This is a genomic window from Mesorhizobium sp. B3-1-7, assembly GCF_006439385.1.
Classification (GTDB): Bacteria; Pseudomonadota; Alphaproteobacteria; order Rhizobiales; family Rhizobiaceae; genus Mesorhizobium.
On sequence record NZ_VFTL01000024.1, the window covers coordinates 1 to 20351 of the forward strand.

A 20351-nucleotide genomic window follows, 5' to 3' on the forward strand; every position below is an offset into this window, starting at 1 on the left:
CCAGCGCTGCCAGCATATCGGGGGCGGTGGCGATATCGTTGAGGTTACCGAGCTGATCCTGCAGGCCCTTCATCGCGTCGATGAACCGTCGATGGCGTTTGGCTTCCGCCTTGCTGTTGTAAAGCGGCTCGAAGAACTCCGCAGCGTAGCGCAGTTTCTTTGCGGCGATGCGCACTTTGTGGCGGGTCTCGTCATCGGCATCGATGAGATTCTTGCCGCCCTTCGCCACTTTTTTCCAAAATTTCTCAAATACACCGGAGGCGAAATCCCTTGACGACTGCTCGCGCAACGTTTCGTCCGATTGGTCGGTCGGCCAGTCCCTGATGGAGATCCACTCGGTAGCATCGATCATCAAGGAGCGGGCGCGCACCGAGGAGAGCGATGCTTCGACCGCCGTATAGGCGTCGTCTCGCGCGTTTTGAAGACGGCTTGAAAGAGCCTCGCTCGAAGCGCGGTCGATCATCACGTCGATATTGCGCGCATCGCCAAATTCCGAGGCGAGCCATTTCAATTCTTCTCGCAGGTGGTCGAAACGGCTGTCATGGAACAGCGACTTGCAGATCGAGCAAAGGGAGCGCAGCCGCCGCAGCGACACGCGGGCCTGATGCAGGGCCTCGGCATCGCGGGACCACCCCAGCACCTTTTCATTGAGACGAAACTGTCTGAGACAGGCAGCGGCGATACGCGCGAAAGCCGTTGCCGCGCTCATCTCGGAGGTGAGCAGTGTCGAAGCCGCCTTCACAGCACCGGGTGCCCTGCCAAGCAGGTGATAGCCCCGTTCAGCTTTGCTCAGCACCCCGACATGCGCCGGCGTGATCAGGTCGACTTTCCGGGCGAGTGCAAACAGCGCTCTCGGTGAGCCCGCCTTCTTTTCAAACTCGATCTCGCAGACCGGCGCCTCGCGATCGGCTGCAACGACCTTGCCAAGATCCAAAGCGACTTCGACCGTGGCGTCGCCATCCATCACGTTCCAAGAGTGCCGTTTGAGATGAACCTCGAACAGGGGCGCGAGCTTTGGGCCAGCCCCTGCAAGCAGATCTCGGATCTGCGGATCGTCAAGTATCGGTATATCGCCCGCGACCGGGCGCTCCCATTCCTCGCGTGTGAACGATCCGGCGGCGGCGCCATCGCTGGCTTTGACGGTTTGTATCCGTTCATTTCCCGATTGCCGAATGCGAAGCGACAGGCCGCGCTTGGACAGGTCCCATCCCGGGGTGTCGAAATAGATCGATCTTTGCTGGAGAACGGTAGGCGAGGATCCGAACGGATTTTTCTTGAGGAGCGATCCCGCACCCGTTCGCGAAAGCTCGAGCTTCAGTTCCGTTTCCTGCATGATGTCCTCGGCGCCGCGCAACTTCACGACAATCGAAGGGAACCCCAACTCGCATGGTGCGTCATAAAGCTGTCACAAACAACCGCTCGCCTCGACCAACTGTGGCCGGACCTCAAGTCGACAGACGACAATACGCGAGCCGGAACCACACCTGTCAGTTCTCGTTCATCCGATGATGCAAGAGAAGGACATAGGAGATGGCTACCAAAGAAAAAAAGAGGAAGGCGAGCCGCGTGGCGAAGGGGCAAAAGCTGGAGGTAGAGCACCTGACGGAAATTGCCGACGTCACGCCGAAACAGGCGCGCGCATTGTTGCGAAAGCATGGTGCCGACTGGACCAAGCTCAGGGACGAAGCCGAAGACTTGAAGGAAGACTGAATTGTCGGCACGGCTTCCCCGTTTCCAAGCGGCACTGGGACGCGCTGGCTGGTTGACGCTGTTGCAGCGAAGCGCTTTCGCCCTTATGAGACAGCCGACGCAGCCGGGACGCGCGCTGGCTCGTCTCCCATTGTAACGTGAATTTAGTTTCAGCTAACAATGGCGCTCTGCAAAAGTTGTTGGTGGGGAGCCAGGGACGGAGTTTCCCAATGGATGCAACGGAATTACAGTCGATCAGCGACACTCTGATGCGGATTGTGACGCCAGATATGACGCCGAAACAACTGTTGAAGGCGGCAAGGAAGGAACACCCGGACGCGTCAAAGAAAGACATCGTCCGCGCGGCGTTCTTCTCGATTATCGCTAACGCTGACCAGGACCACGGAAAGGTCAAAAACCTACAGGCATTCGCCATCGCAGGGCGAGTGAGCGGCAAGGCTTAGTGAGGCGAGCCTTGCGTCCCAATGATTGCCGATCACTCTGCAACTTATTGCTGACACGGGCTGAGAAACCTCGAAACCAGCGATAGCACGCCGAAGCGGTCGGGCGGACAAAAGCTGTCCGACCAAATGGAAGAAGACCGGCGGAATGGGCCCAGAGACTAGGCACGACCTTCGGTCTCGGATGTCTGAGGCAATCAGGCAGCCTTGCGTTCCTTCAAAGCCTTCTCAAAGGCATTCTTGATCGGCTTGGACATGTCCTCGCTAACCCTCATCATCACGGCCTGGAGGTCTCTGGCCTGCTCGGCGGATTTTTCGATCTGCTTGTGAAGGAAAACGGTCTGCAATTCGATGCACTCGGACAGCGACTTCGCGGCAACCAGCGCCTCAAGGTGTGTGAAGCCGGCTTCGGCATTGTCCCTCAGAGCCGTAATCATCTTCAGGGACACCTCGTTGCCGGTGGTCTTGGCCACCTCAAAGGTCGACTCAAGAGCCTTTTTGTGTTGTTTCGGCGTCCGAACTCAGTTTGGGAAACGCTTGCTTCGACTGCTCAACGCCCTGGTCGACAACAGCTCGAACTTGCTCGGTAGCTTTGGACGGGTCGAAGGTGGGGGATTCGACGTCTTCGATCGTTTCGGTCTTGCCGGGGAGCTTGGACATTTTTCCATCCTTTTTTCCAGGGACGGCTTCAAAACAAAGCCGTCCCCATCATGTACGAGACCGTCGCAACGGATTTATGTAACCGCTTCATGCAATTCACAGCCTCAGGCGGAGCTGAACGTCCGCAGCTACGATTACTCGTCCGAAAGAAGCCGGTCCCCTTCCGGCCCCAAAGCGGGTCCAACCGCGCGACAACTTGAAAGCCCCTCGCCGCCGCTGGATTAGGGGCGGAGGACAATGCGGGGCGAGCGAGAGTGGGTCGAGACGGTCCTTGTTGTGGCCAGAACCGGACATCGATGAACGGCACGTTCTATCCACGAGAAGGGCAGAAATCGTTCGCCGTCCGCAAGTCCTCACGGACGAACGCGGATGATCGTCTTTCCCTTGCGCCGCTCGGTCGGGTTGAAGGCGGCGACGGCATCGTCGAGGGTCGAGACGTTGCCGATGTTCGTCCGCAGCCGTCCGTCCCGCACCCGCAGGACGATCTCGCTCAGCTGGGCACGATCGGACTCGACAACGAAGTCGACCGCCAGGCCGTCGGCGGGCCGCGCCTCTACCGGCCCGACGACGGACACCAGCGTTCCTCCGGCCCGAACCATGCCTGCGGACCGCTTGCCGATGTCGCCGCCGATGACGTCGAACACCAGATCGACTTTGCCGGCGTCTTCCAGGGCGTCGTTGTCGAGGTCGATGAACTCCCTCGCGCCGAAGTCGAGCACCGCCTGACGGTCGGTGGCGCGGCCGGTGCCGATGACGTAGGCGCCGGCCTCTCGCGCGAGTTGCGTCACCATCGACCCGACGGCGCCGGCCGCGCCGTGGGCGAGGACGCTCTGCCCGGCCCGAAGGCGGCCGTGCTCGAACAGTCCCTGCCAGGCGGTCAGGCCCGAGATCGGGAGGCTCGCGCCCACCGTGAAGTCGACGTCGCCCGGCAGCGGCGCGAGGTTGCGCGCCTCGATGGCTATATACTGCGCCAAGGTGCCGTCGCGATACCAGTCGGCGAGGCCGAACACCCGCTGTCCCACCGACAGCCCCGTCGTGCCGTAGCCGAGAGCGGTGACCACACCGGCCAACTCGTGCCCGGGGATCGACGGTGTTCGGTCACGGTCGCGGCGATCGGTCCAGGTCGAAGGCCACGCCAGCTCGGTCGGGACGAATCCCGACGCATGAACCTGAACCACGACGTCGTTTATCGCTGCCTGCGGCTCGGGCCGCTCCACCAGCGTCATCCCGGCCGTTCCCGCGGCCTGGTCCGTCACCACGATTGCCTTCATGATAATTTCCTCTCGGTCATTTGTCTCTCCGGTGGCTCCCCGGGATGAAGCTTCCAACCTATTGTCCGGACCTCGGCGGCACGTTCGCCAGCAGGGGGCCAAGTCCCTCCGCGATCGTCAAATGCGTGATGACGGCGTCGCGCAGCTTCGGATAAGGCAGGTTCGCCAGCATCGCCGTCTGCACCGCCGCCAGCACCTCGCCTGCCTCGGAGCCGATCATCGTGAAGCCGAGGATATTGTCGTCATCGCCGGCCACGACCACCTTCATAAAACCCTGCTTTTCGTCCGTTGCTTCGGTGCGCAGCACGGCGCTCATCGGCAGATTGGCGACGCGCACGATGACGCCCTGGCGCTGCGCTTCGCCCTCGCTCAAGCCGACGCGGGCGAGCGGCGGATCGGTGAACATCGTGTAGGGCACCAGCCGGTCGCGCGTCGTGCGATGGCCGCCAGCCAGATTGTCCCGGACGATGCGGAAATCGTCGACCGAGACATGCGTGAATTGCGGACTGCCGGCGCCTTCGCCGAGCGCCCAGACATCGGGCGCGCTTGTTTCCAGCCGCTCGTTGACGCGGATGAAGCCACGGCCGTCGAGCGCCACGCCGGCCTCTTCGAGGCCGATGCCGGCGGTGTTCGGGACGCGCCCGACGGCAGCGAGCAGATGGCTGCCCTCGATCGTCCGCTTGCCCGAAGCCGTGCGTATGGTCACGCTGACCTGTTCGCCGGAGCGGCCATGCACCCCAAGCGGCTCGGTGCCGACAAAGAACTCGATGCCTTCGTCCTCAAGAAGTTTCCGCATCTCGTCGGCGACGTCGCGGTCCTCCCTGCCGATAAGCTGAGGCCCGGCTTCGATCACCGTCACCCGGCTGCCGAAGCGGCGATAAGCCTGCGCCAGTTCGAGGCCGACATAGCCGCCGCCGAGCACGATGAGATGCGGCGGCAGGATGTCGAGCTCGAGGGCGCTGATATGGGTGAGCGGCTGGGCTTGCTCGAGACCGGGAATACCGGGGATCGCCGCATGCGTGCCGACATTGATGACGACCTTGTCGCCGGTGAGCACCCGCGTGCCGCCTTCGTTCAGCGCAACTTCGATCGTCTTTTGTCCAACGAAGCGGCCGCTGCCCATGATCAGCTCCGCGCCGCTGGTCTTATAGGCATCGAGGTGGAAGGCGATCTCGCGATCGACCATCTCCTGCTTGCGCCGGCGGACCTTCGCCATGTCGGTCGAGACGGGACCGGTCGACGTGCCGAACTGGCCGGCGTTGTGGGACAGGTAGGCGACCCGCGCGCTCCACACTTCATTCTTGCTGGGCATGCAGGCCACCGCAGGACAGGAGCCGCCGACCCAGCGGCGCTCGACGACCGCGACGCGCTGGCCGGATCGGCCCAGATGCCAGGCAAGCGCCTTGCCGCCCTGGCCGCTGCCGAGGATCAGAAAATCAAAATGTTCTGGTTGGGGCATGAGGGTTCTCCGCTATAGTTATGGAAATTGACACTGGACATAGCAACCGGTTGCGGCGGGACGTCGGCCGCCACGGATTCAAGCTGCGCCGCCCTTTGATCCTCGGCCGGCACAATCCCCAGGCTGGCTCAAGCGCGGACCGGATCTCACTTTCGCCCAGTAGTACCAGACTTCGAGACCCTGGAAGCCGAGCACGAACGGAACAACGATGAATACGCCGCTGACGAGGCGGTCGACGACAACCTGCAGCCAACAGGGCAGGACGAAGATTGCAATCCCGTGGCGTTCCGGATGGCGGAGCCCAACGAGGAACGGCATGGCAACCAGGCTCAGCGCGACGAGGTAGTCGAGCAAGGCCTGAGCGGTGTTGGTGACGAAACGAATATTCATGACACGCTGCCATTGAGGAGGGCCTGCACAGGCCGTGGACCGTGTGATTGCGGGGAGCGCGGCGCCCAAAGGATCGAGCGCCACGCCCTTCGGGATCAGGCGGCAGGTCGCAGCGCGACATCGACCTTGGGAAAGTCGATATCGGTCAGCGCCACGTTGTTGGTGTAGTTGGTCAGCACGTTGATCGCGACGTTCGCGATCACCTCGATGATGCGGGCGTCGTCAAGCCCAGCCGAACGCACGGCGGCAACTTCGGCGTCCGTGACCTGCCCGCGCTTCTCAAGCACGCGGCGCGCGAACGATGCGATGACGGCGTCGATGGCGGTTTCCGCCTTGCCCTCGCGGGCCCTGCGGATGCCTTCCGGCGACAGGCCGGCGCCCTTGCCCATCAGCGTGTGCGCCGAGAGGCAGTACTCGCACTCGTTCGCCTGCCCAATGGCGAGCGCAACGATCTCCCGCTGCTTGGCGGTCAGCACGCCTTTGCCGAGCGCATCGGAGAAGGCAAGATAGCCGTTGAGCACCGCGGGCGATCGCGCAAAAGTCGAGAACAGGTTCGGCACCATGCCGATCTTGGTCTTGACGGCCGACAACGTGGCCTTGACGCCGGGATCGACATGGGCAGTTTCGATGGGAGCGATACGGGGCATGTGAGGGATCCTTTTCTGTAACATTGCGGGCTTGCACTGCCCTATATGTCGGATTAAAGGTGACGGTTGGTGCCAAATACGTTGCCGATCGTCCCAATGGATCCCTTCGCTGCCCTGTTCGCCCACGTCACGCCGAGGGCCCGGACCTTCTTCACCGGTAACCTTTGCGAGACGAGGCACTTCACCGATGAAGGCCACTTGCACCTTCTCAAGGGAGGCGTGCTCACGCTCGCCCGGGCCGGCCAGGTCGACCTTCAGCTTGATGAGCCATCCCTCCTGTTTTTTCCCCGTGGCCGCGTCCACAGTTTCACGGTTGATCCGGACCGCGGCGCCGATCTCGTTTGCGCGACCGTCGAGCTCGGCGGCGCCGAGGGCAACCCGATCGGACAGGGCCTGCCCGAACTCGTGGTCCTGCCGCTCGCGTCGCATCCCGCGCTGGCGCCGGTCTGCGATCTGCTGATCGGCGAAGCATTCTCCGAACTGAGTGGCCGCCAGGTGGCGCTCGACCAGCTGTTGGACTACCTCCTGATCCTGATCGTGCGACACGTCACCGACAGCGGCCGGGTAGCGACCGGCGTGCTCGCCGGACTCGGCGATCCGCGCCTTGCCAGGGTGCTGACGGCAATGCACGATGCGCCCGGGAAGCCATGGACCCTGGAAGATCTCGCCGGGATCGCCGGCATGTCACGCACGCGGTTCGCCGAGCATTTCCGGACACGGATCGGCCAGACGCCTATCGACTATCTGACGGTCTGGCGCATGACGGTCGCACGTCAGCTTCTTGCCAGGGGTAAGCCGGTCAAGAGCGTGGCCTTGCAGGTCGGCTACCAGAGCGGCGCCGCTTTCTCTCGCGTGTTCAGCCGGGTGACGGGACGGTCGCCGCGCAGTTCGAATGGTCTCAGGACCGCGGATGTCCGCTCCAGCTGACAAGCCGGCATCGTTCGTCGGGATGGGCACGTCCGCTGTCGTGAGAGCTTCGGATGCCGACCTTCTGCAAGAGGTGCCGGCGATGAGCGTTCTCCGCTGCATTCCGGAACAACAATGAAGATGTCGAGGCAGGCGGATGTGCCCATTCCATTGCCGCAACACTTTGCAAGATCGATGCCGAGTTCATTCCGGACGAACGGCTAACGCTGGCCGCCGGAGGCAGTGATGCGCTCACCCGTCAGCCAGGCTGACTGGTCGGAAGCCAGGAAGACGGCCACGCGCGCGATGTCGTCGGGCTGCCCCACCCGGCCCATCGGCAAGGTCGCTCCGATGTTCTTGGCGGTTTCGTCATCGATGCCCACGACTGCGAGGCCTTCGGTTTCCGTCATGCCCGGTGCGATCGCGTTGACGCGGATCCTGCGGGTGGCCAACTCGTTGGCGAGCGCCCTGGTGATCGTGTCCACGGCGCTCTTGGAGGCCGAATAGACGACGGAGTTCGGCACCGGATTGGTGCTCGAAATGGTGCTGAGATTGATGACGCTGCCGCCATGGCCGTCAAAGGCCCTTGCCGCTTCCTGTGTCGTCAGGATCGTGCTCAGCACATTGGTGTTGAATTGACGATGGAACTCGGCTTCCGTCACGTCCTCCAGCGGCCCGAAGCGGTACACGCCGGCATTGTTGACGAGGATGCTGGGCGTCCCGAACGTCGCCTTGGTCTCGGCAAAGAGTCGCTTCACGTCGGCGCTGTTGCTGACATCCGCCTGGACCGCCACGGCCTTGCCACCTTCGCGCAGGATGTCTGCGACCACCCGGTCCGCATCCTCCTTGCTCGAAGCGTAATTGACCATCACGGCGGCGCCCGCCTTGGCAAACCGACGCGCTATCGCCGCACCGATGCCCTTTGACGCGCCGGTCACGATCGCTACCTTGTCCTTCAGCTCGTTCATGATCTTTCTCCTTCGCTCATCGCCGCCACGCGGCGTGTTGCTGAGGAGGTAAATCATGCGTCGTGTGACCAGTAGCGCCGCCGGGTTCATATGATATATACGTCTCTCGTATGAATGACCGATTTCAGCAACTGGCGATCTTTGTCCGCACCGTCGAGACGGGCAGTTTTTCCAAGGTGGCCAGGGAGTTCGGGCTGTCGCAACCTTCCGTCTCGCGGACAGTGGCCGCGCTTGAGGACCGGCTGGGCGTCAAGCTGCTTACCCGGACCACTCGCCAACTCTCGCTTACCGACGCGGGCGAGGCTCTGTTGTCTCGCGCCCGAGAAGCGCTTGCCGGGGTCGAAGAGGCGGAAAACGCCGCCCGCAGCGCCGACAGGCTGTCCGGCACACTGCGCGTGGCGCTGTCGCAAGGTTTCGGAGCGCGGCAGATAGTGCCGCGGCTGCTTGCCTTCCTCGACAACCATCCCTTGCTGAAGATCGATCTCATGATGTCCGACCGTTACGAGAACCTCATCGCGGAAGGCGCCGACATGGCGCTTCGCCTTGGCGAACAGCCGGATTCCAGCTTCGTGGCGCGCAAGCTCGCCACCGCCCGGCGGCTATTCGTCGCCTCGCCCACCTACCTCGCCCGGTGCGGTATTCCGAAGACCCTCGCCGAACTCAGCCGGCACCATCTCATCAGCGGGCCCAGCGACATGAACGAGCAGAACTGGAACGCGCATCGGGACGGCATCGCCGAGATCCAACCCGTCAATCCCCGCGTGCGGACCCGTTCGACCGTAGGCGTCCTCGCCTGCGCGAACGCGGGCCTCGGCATAGCAATCGCCTCGACATGGATGTGCGCGGAGGAGCTTGTCTCCGGTGCACTGGTGGAGCTCCTGGCAGACTACCGTCTCGACCCTGTAGCGGCTTACGTCGTGTTCCCGGCTGGACGGCGCCCTTCGCAAAAGGCGCGCGCCTTCAGCGACTATCTCGAACAGGCGCTGGCGAGCGGATGATCGCGGCGCGGCGCTTTATGCAGCCGCCATGATCCCGGCATAGGTGACGAGATCGACATTGCCGCCGGAGAGCACGACGGCAACGCATTTGCCGGCGAGGTCGATCTCGCCGGAGGAGAGCGCGGCAAACGCGACGCAGCCGCCGGGCTCGACCACCAGCTTGAGATGGGCCATGGCGTCGCGCATCGCCTGTCTGACCGCGTCTTCGGAGACGGCAATGCCGCCGGCGAGATTCCTGCGGTTGATCTCGAAGGTGATGGCGCCGGGCTCGGCGGTCAGCAGCGCATCGCAGATCGAGCTATGGCCGGGATCGTTCGCGACCCGCTCGCCCTTGGCCAGCGAGCGGCGCGTGTCGTCGAAATGCTCGGGCTCGACCGCCCAGACGGCGGTTCGCGGCGAAGCGTCCTTGACGGCGACCGAGATACCGCTCGACAGGCCGCCGCCGCCACAAGGCACGACGACGGCGTCGAGCGCTGCGCCGAGCGCTTTCGCCTGCTTCATCAGCTCCAGGCCGATCGTGCCCTGGCCGGCAATGATGGCCGGATCGTCGAAGGGCGGCACCAGCACCATGCCCTTCTCGATGTAGGGGCGGACAACGGCCATGCGGTCATCCTTGAAGCGATCGAACGGCACCACCTCGGCGCCCATCTTGCGGACATTGCCGATCTTCATGGCCGGCGCATCGGCCGGCATGGCGATGACAGCCTTGACGCCGAACATGGCGGCGGAGGCCGCCACCCCTTGCGCATGGTTGCCGGAAGAGAAGGCAACGACGCCACGGCCGCGCTCCTCCTCGCTCAGGCTCGACAGCTTGTTGTAGGCGCCGCGGATCTTGAAGGAGCCGGTGCGCTGCAGCGTCTCGGGCTTGAACAGGATGCGGCCGCCATAGCGCTTGTTGAGCTCGGGCGACTCGATCAGCGGCGTTTCGACGGTCAAGCCGGAAAGCCGCGCCGCGGCGGCGCGGATGTCGGAGATGCCGGGGAGGGTGGTCATGGAGGGCCTCGCAGGATGAGTCCCGCCATGGTGCACGGAAATCATCCCGGCGCGCCAACGAAAAAATGTGACGGAGACAAGGTTGGTTTGGCAATTTTGGAAGTTGGCGTTCCTTCGCGCCTCCCTCTGTCCTACTGGACATCTCCCCCACAAGGGCGGAGATCAGACGTCACGCCGGCTTTCGCCAATCTCCTAGGTCGCAAGAATGGGCGGGGCGCCGAAACAACTAATCTTTCCCCTCGCGGAGGAGATGGCCGGCAGGTCAGAGGGAGGCTGTCCCGCCGACATTTCGCCCTGTCGGCGACCGCTCATCCCAGCAGCGTCTTTGTCCTTTTGCTGCCGCCGAGCTTGCGCCAGGAGTTGAAGCGGTGGGTGGCGGCGGCGAAGGATATCTTCATCTGCTGGGAAACCGTGTAGCGCGACTTGCCTTCGTCGAACATGCGGTAGCAGCACTCGGCGCCTTCCTCGGTCAGCTTGCCGTCCGGCGTCTTGTTGTGCGGGTTGGCCGGGTCGAATTTTTCGAGCTGCTCCTCGACGAGGCCCTTCAGGCGCTGCAGGTCGGCCTCGATGCTGGCGATGAGATCGAGAACCGGTTTGGCATCGAATGCGTGCGGGGGCTTTTTGTTCGTCATGCCCGGGATTCCTTCAATTTTGGTGGTTGCACGCTATATAGGCGAACATTCGGCAATAATGAAGAGTTGGGCCGGGTTCCGCTGGATCACCCATTCGCGTCGCGGCCCGTGCCGTTCGCAATTGACGTCCGGCAAGCAAGATCCTAGTTTAGAATAATTCTAAACTAGAGTGATCCCATCATGCTTTCTCGTGTTTTCGGCTTCGGCCGCCGTTCGTTCGATTCGCTGTCGGAGCAGGAAATCCTGGCGCTGGCGATTTCTTCCGAGGAGGATGACGGACGCATCTACCGGGCCTATGCCGATGGCCTGGCGCAGGACTTTCCGCAATCGGCGAAAGTGTTCGAGGCGATGGCCGAGGAAGAGGACGGCCATCGCGATTCGCTCATCGAGCTTTATCGCAAGCGCTTCGGCGAGCGCATCCCGCTGATCCGGCGCGAGCATGTGAAAGGCTATTTCGAGCGCAAGCCCGACTGGCTGGTGAAGCCGCTCGGCATCGAGCATGTGCGGCGCCAGGCGGAGGCCATGGAGCAGCAGGCCTATCGCTTCTATGTAGAGGCGGCCAAGCGCACCACCGACGCCTCGACGCGAAAGCTGCTCGACGATCTCGCCGTGGCCGAGCAGGGCCATGAGAGCTCGGCGCATGAATTGGAGCAGGAGCATGTGCCGGGCACGGTCAAGGTCGAGGAGGCGAGCGCCGAGCAGCGCCAGTTCATCCTCACCTATGTGCAGCCGGGGCTGGCCGGGCTGATGGACGGCTCGGTGTCGACGCTGGCGCCGATTTTCGCCGCGGCATTCGCCACGCACGACACCTGGCAGACGCTTCTGGTCGGCCTCGCCGCCTCGATCGGCGCCGGCATTTCGATGGGTTTCACCGAGGTCGCCTCCGACGACGGCAAGCTGTCGGGGCGCGGCTCGCCGATCAAGCGTGGGCTGACAGTCGGCCTGATGACTTCGCTGGGCGGCCTCGGCCACGCGCTGCCCTATCTAATCCCGCACTTCTGGACGGCCACCGCCGTGGCGGCTGTGGTGGTGTTCTTCGAGCTCTGGGCGATCGCTTTCGTCCAGAACCGCTACATGCAGACCCCGTTCTGGCGCGCCGCCTTCCAGGTGGTGCTGGGCGGCGCGCTGGTGTTCGGGGCGGGCGTGCTGATCGGGAACGCTTAAAGCGCGTCGCGCTGAAGTGGATCCAGGCGACGCGCTTTAAGGCTTTGTTTTCATGCATGTCGTTATCGCAAAACCGCTGCACACTTTTGCGCGACATGCATTAGGTTTTCCCTTCTCCCGCAAGGTAAGGGAAGGCGCGATTCACCTATTCACCGCGCGGCTATCCCTTGGCGCTTCCGCCCTTTCGGTCAACCCGTAGTCGCGCACGACATGGGCGATACGCAAACGGTAGCCGGCAAAGATTCCGCCCCGCCCCGCCTTCTGCGCCTGCCGGTGCTCCTCGGTGTTGCGCCAGGCTTTCACCGCTTCCTCGTCGCGCCAGAAGGACAGCGACAGCACCCGCCTGGGATCGACGAGGCTCTGGAAGCGCTCGACCGAGATGAAACCGTCTATGCCGTCGAGCAGGGGCTTAAGCTCCGCGGCGATGCCGAGATAGGCATCGCGCTTGCCTTCCGCCGGCTCCACTTCGAAGATGACTGCGATCATGCCTCCATCCCTTCCCTGACCGTCACGTCGGTGCGAAAGACCTGCCGCGGGCCATGCGGGCCGGACACCAGCTTCAGGAAGACGCGGTCCTCCTTGAGGATGAATTTCTCGCGCCGCGCGAATTCGTAGTTTGCCTTGCCGGCCGGGTCGGCGGCAAGCCGCGCGCGATAGACTTCATAGTCCGCGAGGCTCTCGACGTTGTAGGCGGCATAGGCCGTAGTGGCCGAGCCTTCGTGCGGGGCGTAGTAGCCGATCAGGTCGGCGCCGCAACGCGGAATGGCCTGACCCCAGGCGCGCGCATATTGCTCGAACGCCGCCTTGCCGAACGGATCGATCTCGTAGCGGATGAAGCAGGTGATGGTCATGTCGGTCTCCTCGTATGGTTGGTTCTTCGACGACGACGGTTCGATCCCGGTCGAAACATCGCTTGCGTCATTGTGCTAGGCATCTTCCTGTCAGGAGAGTTTGCCGGGCTGCTTGAGCTGACTGGACAATAGTGCTTCCCTGACGGGAATGCTTCGATAAGGATCGAACCATGCGTGAAGGACCGGACATCGCCCGCATCGCCAGCCTGGTCGGCGATCCGGCCCGCGCCAACATGCTGAACGCGTTGATGGGCGGCACGGCGCTGACGGCGTCGGAACTGGCGCTCGAGGCCGGCGTATCGCTGCCCACCGCTTCCTCGCATCTGTCCAAGCTGATGGATGGCGGGCTGCTCACCTTGGCCAGCCAGGGGCGCCACCGCTATTACGGCCTTGCCAGCGCGCAGGTGGCCGGCATGATCGAGGCGATCATCGGCGTCGCCGAGGCGGTCGGCCCGAAGCGTGTGCGGCCCGGCCCGCGCGACGCGGCCATGCGCGTGGCGCGCGTTTGTTACGATCACCTCGCCGGCGAGCAGGCGGTCACGATGCTCGACCGGCTCTTCGACAGGAAACTTTTGCTGCGCGAGGACAACGAGATCAGGCTCTCGTCATCCGGCGTCTCGCATTTTTCCACGCTCGGCATCGAGACCCATGCCAAGGCGCGGCGGCCGGTGTGCCGCGCCTGCCTCGACTGGAGCGTGCGGCGCTCGCATCTCGCCGGCACGCTGGGCGCCGCCATCCTCGACAAGATCATCGCCGAGAAATGGGCCCGGCGCGAAAAGGACAGCCGCGCCGTGGTGTTCTCGCCGACGGCCCCGGTGCCGATAACTGAAAGCCTGGTGCCGATAACGTGCAATGTCGGCGCGAGGCCCCCCTCTCTGCCCTATCGGGCATCTCCCCCTCAAGGGGGGAGATCGGATGTCACGCTCTCTTTCGCCAATCATCAACGTTGCAGAAGAGGCCCCGCGCCAAAGCTGCCGATCCCCCCCTTGAGGGGGAGATGTCCGGCAGGACAGAGAGGAGGGCGAAGGATCTCGGCATAGGCTACTTTGCGTCTTGCCCGCGATCACCCCCGCTTCAGCGGCTTCCCCAGCTTGAAGAACTCCGCCCACGGATCCGCCTTCTTCAATTGCTTCAGCGTCGTCTCGTCCCCCAGCGGGAAAGCATTCGGCGCCAAGCCCTTTTCGATCTCAGGCCAGGTCACCGGCATCGACACGGTTGCGCCCTTCTTGGCGCGGGAGGAATAGGGCGCGACCGTGGTCGAGCCCCTGCCGTTGCGCAGATAGTCGACGAAGATCTTGCCGGTACGCGCCTTCTTCGACAGCGTCGCCGTGTAGCGGTCGGGCGCGGCCTGCTCCAGCGCGCGGGCGAAATCATGGGCGAAATCCTTGACCGCGTCCCACTCCGCCGAGGGTTTCAGCGGCACCAGCACATGATAGCCCTTGCCGCCGGAGGTCTTGACCAGGTTGGGCAGCGACAGCTCGTCGAGCTGCTTGTGGATGTCGAGCGCCGCCTCGCGCACTTTGCCGACATCGACGCCTTCGTCCGGATCGAGATCGAAGATGATCTGGTCCGGTTTCTCCAGCTGATCGATCGTCGAGCCCCAGATATGCACCTCGACCGCGCCGTACTGGACAAGCGCGGCCAGCCCATCGAAATCCTTGATGAACAGGATCTCCTCGCCGTCAGTCGGATCCTTCATCCTGGCGATCTTGTCGCTCATGCCGGGCGAGGCGTGTTTCTGGAAAAAGCGCTGGCCGTTGATGCCGTCCGGCGCGCGCACCAGGCTCAGCGGCCGGTTGACGACGAATTCTGCCATGCGCGGCCAGACCAGCGCGTAGTGATCGAGCAGGTCCCGCTTGGACACCTTCTCGTCCGGCCATAGCAGCTTGTCGGGATGCGAGAGCTTTATCGAGGTCTTCGCCGTTCCGGCCGAGGCTTTCGGCGCGGTCTTTGTACCCGGCCTCGCTCCGATTTCGGCCTTCTTCGGCTTTTCCTGCACGACTTCCTCCGCCGGCTTGTCCTCGCGAAGCCCCTGGAACGAGGCGTGGCGGATTATACGGTCGGATGTCCAGCTGCGGAACTCCACCTCGCCGACAAGTTCCGGCTTGACGAAGGTGAGGCCCTTGCCCTTGGGCACGGCGGCCGAGAACGGCGAGCCCTTCGCCTTGAGGCCGTCGAGCTTCTTCTTCAAGTCGGTCATCACCTTGCCGGAAAAGCCGGTGCCGACACGGCCGGCATAGTGCAGCTTGCCGCCTTCGTTGAACCCGACCAGCAGCGAGCGCAGGCCGCGTCCGGTCTTATCCGAGGGCAGATAGCCGCCGATGACGAATTCCTGGCGCAGCGTGCATTTGGACTTGATCCAGGAGAGCCCCCGCCCGCTGCGGTAGGGCGCGTCGGCGCGTTTCGACACCACGCCTTCCAACCCCATGCGGCAGACATGCTGCAGCATGACCTTGCCCGGCTCGTGGAAATGATCGCTGAAGCGCAGCCCCGAATGTTCGGGCTGCTCGCCGAGCAGTTCGGCCAGCGCCTGCTTGCGTTCGACCAAGGGTTCGCGGCGCAGATCCTTGCCGTCAAGCCGCATCAGGTCGAAGACATAGTAGACGAAGCGGTCGGCGCGTCGGGCCGACAGATCCGCCTGCAGCAAGGGGAAGGACGACACGCCGCTGTCGGCCAACACCACGATCTCGCCGTCGATGATGGCGTCGCGGCATTTCAGCCCCGCCAGTGCACCAGTGACCGGACCGTCGAATTTTTCCGTCCAGTCGAGGCCGGCACGGGTGAGCAGCCTGACGTCGCTGCCGGCGATCTGCGCCTGCATGCGGTAACCGTCGAATTTCACCTCGTGCAGCCAATCCTCGCCGGCGGGCGCATCCCTTTCCAGCGTCGCCAGCTGCGGCTCGATGAAGTCGAGACGCTTGCCAGGCCCGGCCTTGGCCTTGCCGGCGGCCGGCCTGTTGGATTGCCAGACCTTCGGCTTCTCGCCCCTGGCAGCCTTGCCTTCGCCCACCTCCTCGATGGTCAGGCCCGACTTCACCGATTTCGGTTCTTCCTCGAGAACATCCTCGCCGGGCCGGGCGGCGGCATCGTCGGATTTGATCAGCAGCCAGTTGTCGCGCTTCTCGCCGGGGCGGGGCCGCAGCCTGACCAGATGCCAGCGGCCGTTGAGCTTGTGGCCCTCGAGCTCGAAGTCGATATGGCCCTTCTTCATGCCCTTGGCCGGATCGCCATCCGGCATCCACTTGCCTTCGTCCCAGACGATGACCGAGCCGCCGCCATATTGGCCCTTCGGAATGGTGCCTTCGAAGGACGCGTAGTCGATCGGATGATCCTCGACATGCACGGCCAGCCGCTTCTCATGCGGATCGAGGCTCGGGCCGCGCGTCACCGCCCAGCTCCACAGCACGCCGTCATGCTCCAGCCGGAAATCATAGTGGAGCCGCGTCGCGGCATGCTTCTGGACGACGAAGATGCCGCCGCCTTGCTTTTGCCTGCCGACCTTGCCGGCCGGCTCGGCGGTCTTCTTGAAGTCGCGCTTGGCGTGATACTGCTCGAGGCCGGCCATGCCGCCATCCTCCTATGCGGATTTGCGTTTTGGCGCGGACGCTTTGGCTTTCGGCCGCCGCGCCGAAGTCTTTGAAGACTTGCCCGCTTTGCCGCCGCCTTCCGCGTTGAGGCTCTTCTTCAACGCATCGAACAGGTTGACCACATTGGACGGGTTCGGGGGCGCCTTGGCCTTGGGCGCCTTCTTGCCCGCCTTCTTGGCGCGGATCAGCTCGAGCAGCGCATCCTCGTAGCGATCGTCGAATTTCGACGGGTCGAACTTCGTCTTCTTGCCGTCGATGATGTGCTGGGCGAGGTCGATCATCTCCTTGTCGGTCCTGGCCGCCGCGATGTCCTCGAACACCGTCGCCGGCCGGCGCACCGTGTCGTCATAGCGCAAGGTGGTCAGCACCATGCCCTTGCCGAGCGGCTCGATCACCACCGGGCGCTCTCGCTGATAAAGCACGATGCGCGCCAGGCCGGCCATCTTCCGGGCCGCCATGGCGTCGCGGATGACGGCGAAGGCTTCTTCCGAGACCTTGTCGGCCGGTGAGACATAATAGGGCGTGTCGAGGTAGATCTGCTCGATCGAGGATTTCTCGATGAAGCCGTCGAGGCTCATCGTGTGCGAGGATTCGATCTGCACTGCCTCGATCTCGTCCTCCTCGATATGGACGAAATCGCCGTCGCTCACCTCATAGCCCTTGATCTCGTCGCCCTCTTCAAGCGGCTTGCCGGTCCCGGCATCGACATAGATGCGTTTGACGGTGTTGCCGGTCTTGCGGTTGAGGATGCGGAAAGAGACTTTCTCGGCATGGGTCACGACGTTGGTCAGCTCGATGGCGCAGGTGACCAGCGACAGTTTGAGATAGCCCTTCCAGGCCGGGCGTGGCGCCATGGCGAAACTCCTGCGGCGAACTTCTGCGATGCAACTTTACCGCAACGGGCGGAGGCTTGCTCGGTTCCGAGACGGACCTGGCCGGTGCCGCTTGCGGCAAGCAATGATATTTCCCGGCGCCACCCGAGCGTGAAACAGAAGCGCGCGCAAGCGACATCGGAACGAAACATATGTGATGCAAAAGTCACACGGCGTGGAAAGGCGACGAAAAGCACCGAAAGACCGCGAATCAGCCGCAATCCAGCCACGATGCAACGTGTTTCGGACCAGAAATTAACATCACGTTCACCGACTATTCACGCCTCGACGCTATGCTCCCGAACAATTCGGACGGACATCCGAAAGCGGGACAGGGACCACGTAAAATGAACTTTTGGAACCACATCGCCGGCTACGCCGCCGCCATTCGCGAATTCGTCGCGCCGACCTATCGGCCGGAGCGCTATTACATGCGCGGCCCGGGCCCTGCCTGCGCGCGCCGCGGCAATTCGCTGGGCGTCAGCGCGAACTGATCATGACCCGCGAACGCGCCCACCACAGTCGCATCTGCCGGCCGGCCGCCGACCAGCGCACCACCACCTATCGCGCCGAACGCCTTGCGCTCGCCGCCACATGGCGTGCGACAACGCCGCGACTTTGACGCCGCCGCCGGCTGGCTTAGTGTCTCCCCAGCTCAGTGTCCCCTTGGCATAGCGTAAGGGGGCCACAAGCAGCCGGGGCCGCCATGACCGACCTGCCCGAACGTCCCACCTTACCGCGCCAATCCTATGACGCCAGCCAGCCGCTGATCGTCTTCGACGGCGTCTGCGTGTTCTGCTCGGGCTTCGTCCAGCTCATCCTCAAGCTCGACCGGAAAAAACGCTTCCGTTTCGCAACGGCGCAATCGCCGCTGGGCGAGGCGCTGTTTCGTGAGCACGGCCTGCCGACCGACGACTATGACAGCAACCTCGCCATCATCGACGGCGCGGCCTTCACGAAGCTCGACAGCTTCATCGCCGTCATGGCCGCGCTCGGCTGGCCATGGCGCATTGCGAAGGCGCTGCTCATCCTGCCGCGGCCGCTGCGCGACTGGCTCTACGACCGCGTCGCCAAGAACCGCTACGCGCTGTTCGGCCGCAAGGACAGTTGCGACATTCCTTCGGCCGAGTTGCGGGAGCGGTTGATCGGCTGACGGCGATTGGCTTGGGGGCATGGCATGAAGCTTCTCATCGTCGGCGGCTACGGCACCTTCGGCGGACGCATCGTCCAATTGCTGGAGAGCGAGCCGCGCCTCGAGCTCATCATCGCCGGCCGGTCGCTCGCCAAGGCAGCGGCCTATTGCGGGGATCGAGGCAACACCAAGGCTCGGCTGGTGCCGGCGACGTTCGACCGCGACGGCGACCTTGGCGCGCAATTTGCCGGCATGCTGCCCGACATCGTCGTCGACGCCAGCGGTCCGTTTCAGGCCTATGGCGAGGGGCGCTACCGGCTGGTCGAGACCTGTATCGCCGCGGGCATCCATTATTTCGACCTTGCCGACGGTTCGGACTTCGTCGCCGAGGTATCCGCTTTCGACGCGGCAGCCAGGGCGGCCGGCGTCGTCGTGCTGTCCGGGGTGTCGAGCTTCCCGGTGCTGACGGCCGCCGTGGTGCGGCATCTTTCGACCGGCATGGCGCGCGTCGACACCATCCGTGGCGGCATCGCGCCGTCGCCTTTCGCCGGCGTCGGCGAGAACGTCATCCGCGCCATCGCGAGCTATGCCGGCCGGGCGGTGCGGCTGCAGCGCGGCGGCAGGCCGGCCGAGGGTTACCCGCTCACGGAGCAGATGCGGTACACGATTGCGCCGCCCGGGCGCGTGCCGGTGAGGAACACCTTGTTCTCGCTGGTCGACGTGCCGGACCTGCGCGCGCTGCAGGCGCTGTGGCCGGAAGCGAGCACGATCTGGATGGGCGCCGGGCCGGTGCCCGAGGTGCTGCACCGCGCGCTGATCGGCCTGGCCTGGCTGGTCCGCGCCGGCCTGGCGCGATCGCTGTCGCCGCTGGCGCCGCTGATGCGCTGGGCGACCAACCGGCTGTCATGGGGCGAGCATCGTGGCGGCATGTTCGTCGAGGTCGACGGCGTGGATGCAGAGGGCAGACCAAGCAAGCGGTCCTGGCACCTGTTGGCCGAGGGCGATGACGGGCCGCTGATCCCGTCCATGGCGGTCGCGGCGATCGTCCGCAAGGCGCTCGACGGCCGCATGCCAGCACCAGGCGCCCGGACGGCGGTGCGCGACGTCGAGCTCGCGGACTATGAAGCGCTGTTTGCCGGCAAGACGATCCACACCGGCTTCAGGGACGACACCGACAAGGGAAAGGCTCTCTATGCCGACCTGCTCGGCGATGCGTGGAAAAGCCTTCCAGCTGAAATCCGCGCCATGCATGAGGGAGCGGCTATGGCGGAAGGAAGTGCGAGCGTGGAGCGCGGCGACGGTATTCTTAGCCGGCTTGCCGCGCGCATGGCCGGCTTCCCGCCTGCTGCAGCCGATGTCCCCGTCAAGGTGCGTTTCGTTACCGACGGGCAAGGCGAGACCTGGACGCGGACTTTCGGAACTCACGGTTTTTCGAGCCGGCAATTTGCCGGACGTGGCCGCTCGGAGCGGCTGCTTTGCGAGCGCTTCGGCCCCCTCACCTTCGCCATGGCGCTGGTGGCCGGCAAGGACCGCCTGTCGCTCGTGCTGCGCCGCTGGAGCTTTCTCGGCCTGCCATTGCCGATGTGGCTTTGCCCGCGGTCGAACGCATACGAAACCGTCGAGGACGGCCGCTTCCGCTTCCATGTCGGGATATCGCACCCGGTCGTCGGG

Annotated in this window: 19 protein-coding genes and 3 pseudogenes; 9 read left to right on the plus strand and 13 right to left on the minus strand. The window is 64.0% G+C overall.

The features are described from left to right. The coding region (locus FJ417_RS19825; protein WP_140784667.1) for an inorganic triphosphatase at positions 1 to 1333 on the minus strand (1333 nt) is incomplete at its 3' end. Positions 1334 to 1530: 197 nt separating this feature from the next. Here FJ417_RS19825 and FJ417_RS19830 point away from each other — a divergent pair. Both FJ417_RS19830 and FJ417_RS19835 read left to right on the plus strand, forming a co-directional pair. Continuing rightward, complete coding sequence (locus FJ417_RS19830) at positions 1531 to 1710, plus strand: DUF3606 domain-containing protein (RefSeq protein WP_140784668.1); 180 nt, start codon at positions 1531 to 1533, stop codon at positions 1708 to 1710. A gap of 209 nt (positions 1711 to 1919) precedes the next feature. After that, positions 1920 to 2153 (plus strand): hypothetical protein, encoded by a 234-nt coding sequence (locus FJ417_RS19835; protein WP_140784669.1) that lies wholly within the window; start codon positions 1920 to 1922, stop codon positions 2151 to 2153. Positions 2154 to 2347: 194 nt separating this feature from the next. Here the strand turns inward: FJ417_RS19835 and FJ417_RS19840 are convergent. The 5 genes and pseudogenes from FJ417_RS19840 to FJ417_RS19860 form a co-directional block, all read right to left on the minus strand. After that, positions 2348 to 2810: pseudogene (locus tag FJ417_RS19840) on the minus strand (phasin). 353 nt (positions 2811 to 3163) lie between these two features. Beyond that, entirely contained in the window at positions 3164 to 4081 is a 918-nt protein-coding gene (locus tag FJ417_RS19845; RefSeq protein ID WP_140784670.1) for an NADP-dependent oxidoreductase, read from the minus strand. A gap of 58 nt (positions 4082 to 4139) precedes the next feature. Next, positions 4140 to 5540: an FAD-dependent oxidoreductase gene (locus FJ417_RS19850; protein WP_140784671.1), complete on the minus strand. Its 1401-nt coding sequence runs from the start codon at positions 5538 to 5540 to the stop codon at positions 4140 to 4142. 78 nt (positions 5541 to 5618) lie between these two features. After that, on the minus strand, positions 5619 to 5930 hold the full coding sequence (locus FJ417_RS19855; protein WP_140784672.1) for a hypothetical protein: 312 nt from the start codon (positions 5928 to 5930) through the stop codon (positions 5619 to 5621). A 95-nt stretch (positions 5931 to 6025) separates the two neighbouring features. Continuing rightward, complete coding sequence (locus FJ417_RS19860) at positions 6026 to 6577, minus strand: carboxymuconolactone decarboxylase family protein (protein WP_140784673.1); 552 nt, start codon at positions 6575 to 6577, stop codon at positions 6026 to 6028. A gap of 96 nt (positions 6578 to 6673) precedes the next feature. Here FJ417_RS19860 and FJ417_RS19865 point away from each other — a divergent pair, with 96 nt between their 5' ends. Further along, positions 6674 to 7504: an AraC family transcriptional regulator gene (locus tag FJ417_RS19865; RefSeq protein WP_140784674.1), complete on the plus strand. Its 831-nt coding sequence runs from the start codon at positions 6674 to 6676 to the stop codon at positions 7502 to 7504. A gap of 200 nt (positions 7505 to 7704) precedes the next feature. On the opposite strand, the gene FJ417_RS19870 is transcribed toward FJ417_RS19865, so the two are convergent. Then, positions 7705 to 8451, minus strand: a complete 747-nt coding sequence (locus FJ417_RS19870; protein ID WP_140658177.1) for a glucose 1-dehydrogenase — start codon at positions 8449 to 8451, stop codon at positions 7705 to 7707. A gap of 110 nt (positions 8452 to 8561) precedes the next feature. On the opposite strand from FJ417_RS19870, the gene FJ417_RS19875 reads away from it, so the two are divergent. Next, entirely contained in the window at positions 8562 to 9449 is an 888-nt protein-coding gene (locus FJ417_RS19875) for a LysR family transcriptional regulator (protein WP_140784675.1), read from the plus strand. 15 nt (positions 9450 to 9464) lie between these two features. On the opposite strand, the gene FJ417_RS19880 is transcribed toward FJ417_RS19875, so the two are convergent. Together FJ417_RS19880 and FJ417_RS19885 are read right to left on the minus strand one after the other, a co-directional pair. Beyond that, positions 9465 to 10442, minus strand: coding sequence for a threonine/serine dehydratase (locus FJ417_RS19880; RefSeq protein ID WP_140784676.1), 978 nt, complete (start codon positions 10440 to 10442; stop codon positions 9465 to 9467). Positions 10443 to 10750: 308 nt separating this feature from the next. After that, the gene (locus tag FJ417_RS19885; protein WP_140658183.1) at positions 10751 to 11074 is read right to left on the minus strand and encodes a hypothetical protein; all 324 of its coding nucleotides are present in this window, start codon (positions 11072 to 11074) and stop codon (positions 10751 to 10753) included. Between the two features lie 180 nt (positions 11075 to 11254). On the opposite strand from FJ417_RS19885, the gene mbfA reads away from it, so the two are divergent. Next, positions 11255 to 12238 (plus strand): iron exporter MbfA, encoded by a 984-nt coding sequence (gene mbfA, locus FJ417_RS19890; protein ID WP_140645921.1) that lies wholly within the window; start codon positions 11255 to 11257, stop codon positions 12236 to 12238. Between the two features lie 141 nt (positions 12239 to 12379). Here mbfA and FJ417_RS19895 read toward each other — a convergent pair whose 3' ends face one another. Continuing rightward, positions 12380 to 12724 (minus strand): antibiotic biosynthesis monooxygenase, encoded by a 345-nt coding sequence (locus tag FJ417_RS19895; RefSeq protein WP_140784677.1) that lies wholly within the window; start codon positions 12722 to 12724, stop codon positions 12380 to 12382. Beyond that, positions 12721 to 13089, minus strand: coding sequence for an NIPSNAP family protein (locus FJ417_RS19900; protein WP_140645923.1), 369 nt, complete (start codon positions 13087 to 13089; stop codon positions 12721 to 12723). The genes FJ417_RS19895 and FJ417_RS19900 overlap by 4 nt, the downstream gene beginning before the upstream one ends. Before the next feature lie 170 nt (positions 13090 to 13259). Here FJ417_RS19900 and FJ417_RS19905 point away from each other — a divergent pair. After that, a pseudogene (locus FJ417_RS19905) lies at positions 13260 to 13895 on the plus strand (winged helix-turn-helix domain-containing protein); the annotation flags it as partial. Positions 13896 to 14152: 257 nt separating this feature from the next. On the opposite strand, the gene ligD reads toward FJ417_RS19905, so the two are convergent. Continuing rightward, positions 14153 to 16654, minus strand: coding sequence for a DNA ligase D (ligD, locus tag FJ417_RS19915; RefSeq protein ID WP_140784678.1), 2502 nt, complete (start codon positions 16652 to 16654; stop codon positions 14153 to 14155). 12 nt (positions 16655 to 16666) lie between these two features. Beyond that, the gene (locus FJ417_RS19920; protein ID WP_140784679.1) at positions 16667 to 17530 is read right to left on the minus strand and encodes a Ku protein; all 864 of its coding nucleotides are present in this window, start codon (positions 17528 to 17530) and stop codon (positions 16667 to 16669) included. Between the two features lie 365 nt (positions 17531 to 17895). On the opposite strand from FJ417_RS19920, the gene FJ417_RS19925 reads away from it, so the two are divergent. The 3 genes and pseudogenes from FJ417_RS19925 to FJ417_RS19935 form a co-directional block, all read left to right on the plus strand. Beyond that, positions 17896 to 18042, plus strand: a complete 147-nt coding sequence (locus FJ417_RS19925; protein ID WP_108702809.1) for a hypothetical protein — start codon at positions 17896 to 17898, stop codon at positions 18040 to 18042. A gap of 212 nt (positions 18043 to 18254) precedes the next feature. Continuing rightward, on the plus strand, positions 18255 to 18701 hold the full coding sequence (locus FJ417_RS19930) for a thiol-disulfide oxidoreductase DCC family protein (protein ID WP_140784680.1): 447 nt from the start codon (positions 18255 to 18257) through the stop codon (positions 18699 to 18701). A gap of 24 nt (positions 18702 to 18725) precedes the next feature. Further along, positions 18726 to 20318 (plus strand): annotated as a pseudogene (locus tag FJ417_RS19935) (DUF4166 domain-containing protein); the annotation flags it as partial. Positions 20319 to 20351: the final 33 nt, after the last annotated feature.

Coding starts and splice junctions, on each gene's coding strand:
- FJ417_RS19845 (WP_140784670.1), bottom strand. CDS start 4,081: ATGAAGGCAATCGTGGTGACGGACCAGGCCGCGGGAACGGCCGGGATG.
- FJ417_RS19835 (WP_140784669.1), top strand. CDS start 1,920: ATGGATGCAACGGAATTACAGTCGATCAGCGACACTCTGATGCGGATT.
- FJ417_RS19860 (WP_140784673.1), bottom strand. CDS start 6,577: ATGCCCCGTATCGCTCCCATCGAAACTGCCCATGTCGATCCCGGCGTC.
- FJ417_RS19850 (WP_140784671.1), bottom strand. CDS start 5,540: ATGCCCCAACCAGAACATTTTGATTTTCTGATCCTCGGCAGCGGCCAG.
- FJ417_RS19880 (WP_140784676.1), bottom strand. CDS start 10,442: ATGACCACCCTCCCCGGCATCTCCGACATCCGCGCCGCCGCGGCGCGG.
- FJ417_RS19875 (WP_140784675.1), top strand. CDS start 8,562: ATGAATGACCGATTTCAGCAACTGGCGATCTTTGTCCGCACCGTCGAG.
- FJ417_RS19925 (WP_108702809.1), top strand. CDS start 17,896: ATGAACTTTTGGAACCACATCGCCGGCTACGCCGCCGCCATTCGCGAA.
- FJ417_RS19930 (WP_140784680.1), top strand. CDS start 18,255: ATGACCGACCTGCCCGAACGTCCCACCTTACCGCGCCAATCCTATGAC.
- FJ417_RS19920 (WP_140784679.1), bottom strand. CDS start 17,530: ATGGCGCCACGCCCGGCCTGGAAGGGCTATCTCAAACTGTCGCTGGTC.
- FJ417_RS19855 (WP_140784672.1), bottom strand. CDS start 5,930: ATGAATATTCGTTTCGTCACCAACACCGCTCAGGCCTTGCTCGACTAC.
- FJ417_RS19830 (WP_140784668.1), top strand. CDS start 1,531: ATGGCTACCAAAGAAAAAAAGAGGAAGGCGAGCCGCGTGGCGAAGGGG.
- FJ417_RS19885 (WP_140658183.1), bottom strand. CDS start 11,074: ATGACGAACAAAAAGCCCCCGCACGCATTCGATGCCAAACCGGTTCTC.
- ligD (WP_140784678.1), bottom strand. CDS start 16,654: ATGGCCGGCCTCGAGCAGTATCACGCCAAGCGCGACTTCAAGAAGACC.
- FJ417_RS19870 (WP_140658177.1), bottom strand. CDS start 8,451: ATGAACGAGCTGAAGGACAAGGTAGCGATCGTGACCGGCGCGTCAAAG.
- FJ417_RS19900 (WP_140645923.1), bottom strand. CDS start 13,089: ATGACCATCACCTGCTTCATCCGCTACGAGATCGATCCGTTCGGCAAG.
- FJ417_RS19895 (WP_140784677.1), bottom strand. CDS start 12,724: ATGATCGCAGTCATCTTCGAAGTGGAGCCGGCGGAAGGCAAGCGCGAT.
- mbfA (WP_140645921.1), top strand. CDS start 11,255: ATGCTTTCTCGTGTTTTCGGCTTCGGCCGCCGTTCGTTCGATTCGCTG.
- FJ417_RS19865 (WP_140784674.1), top strand. CDS start 6,674: ATGGATCCCTTCGCTGCCCTGTTCGCCCACGTCACGCCGAGGGCCCGG.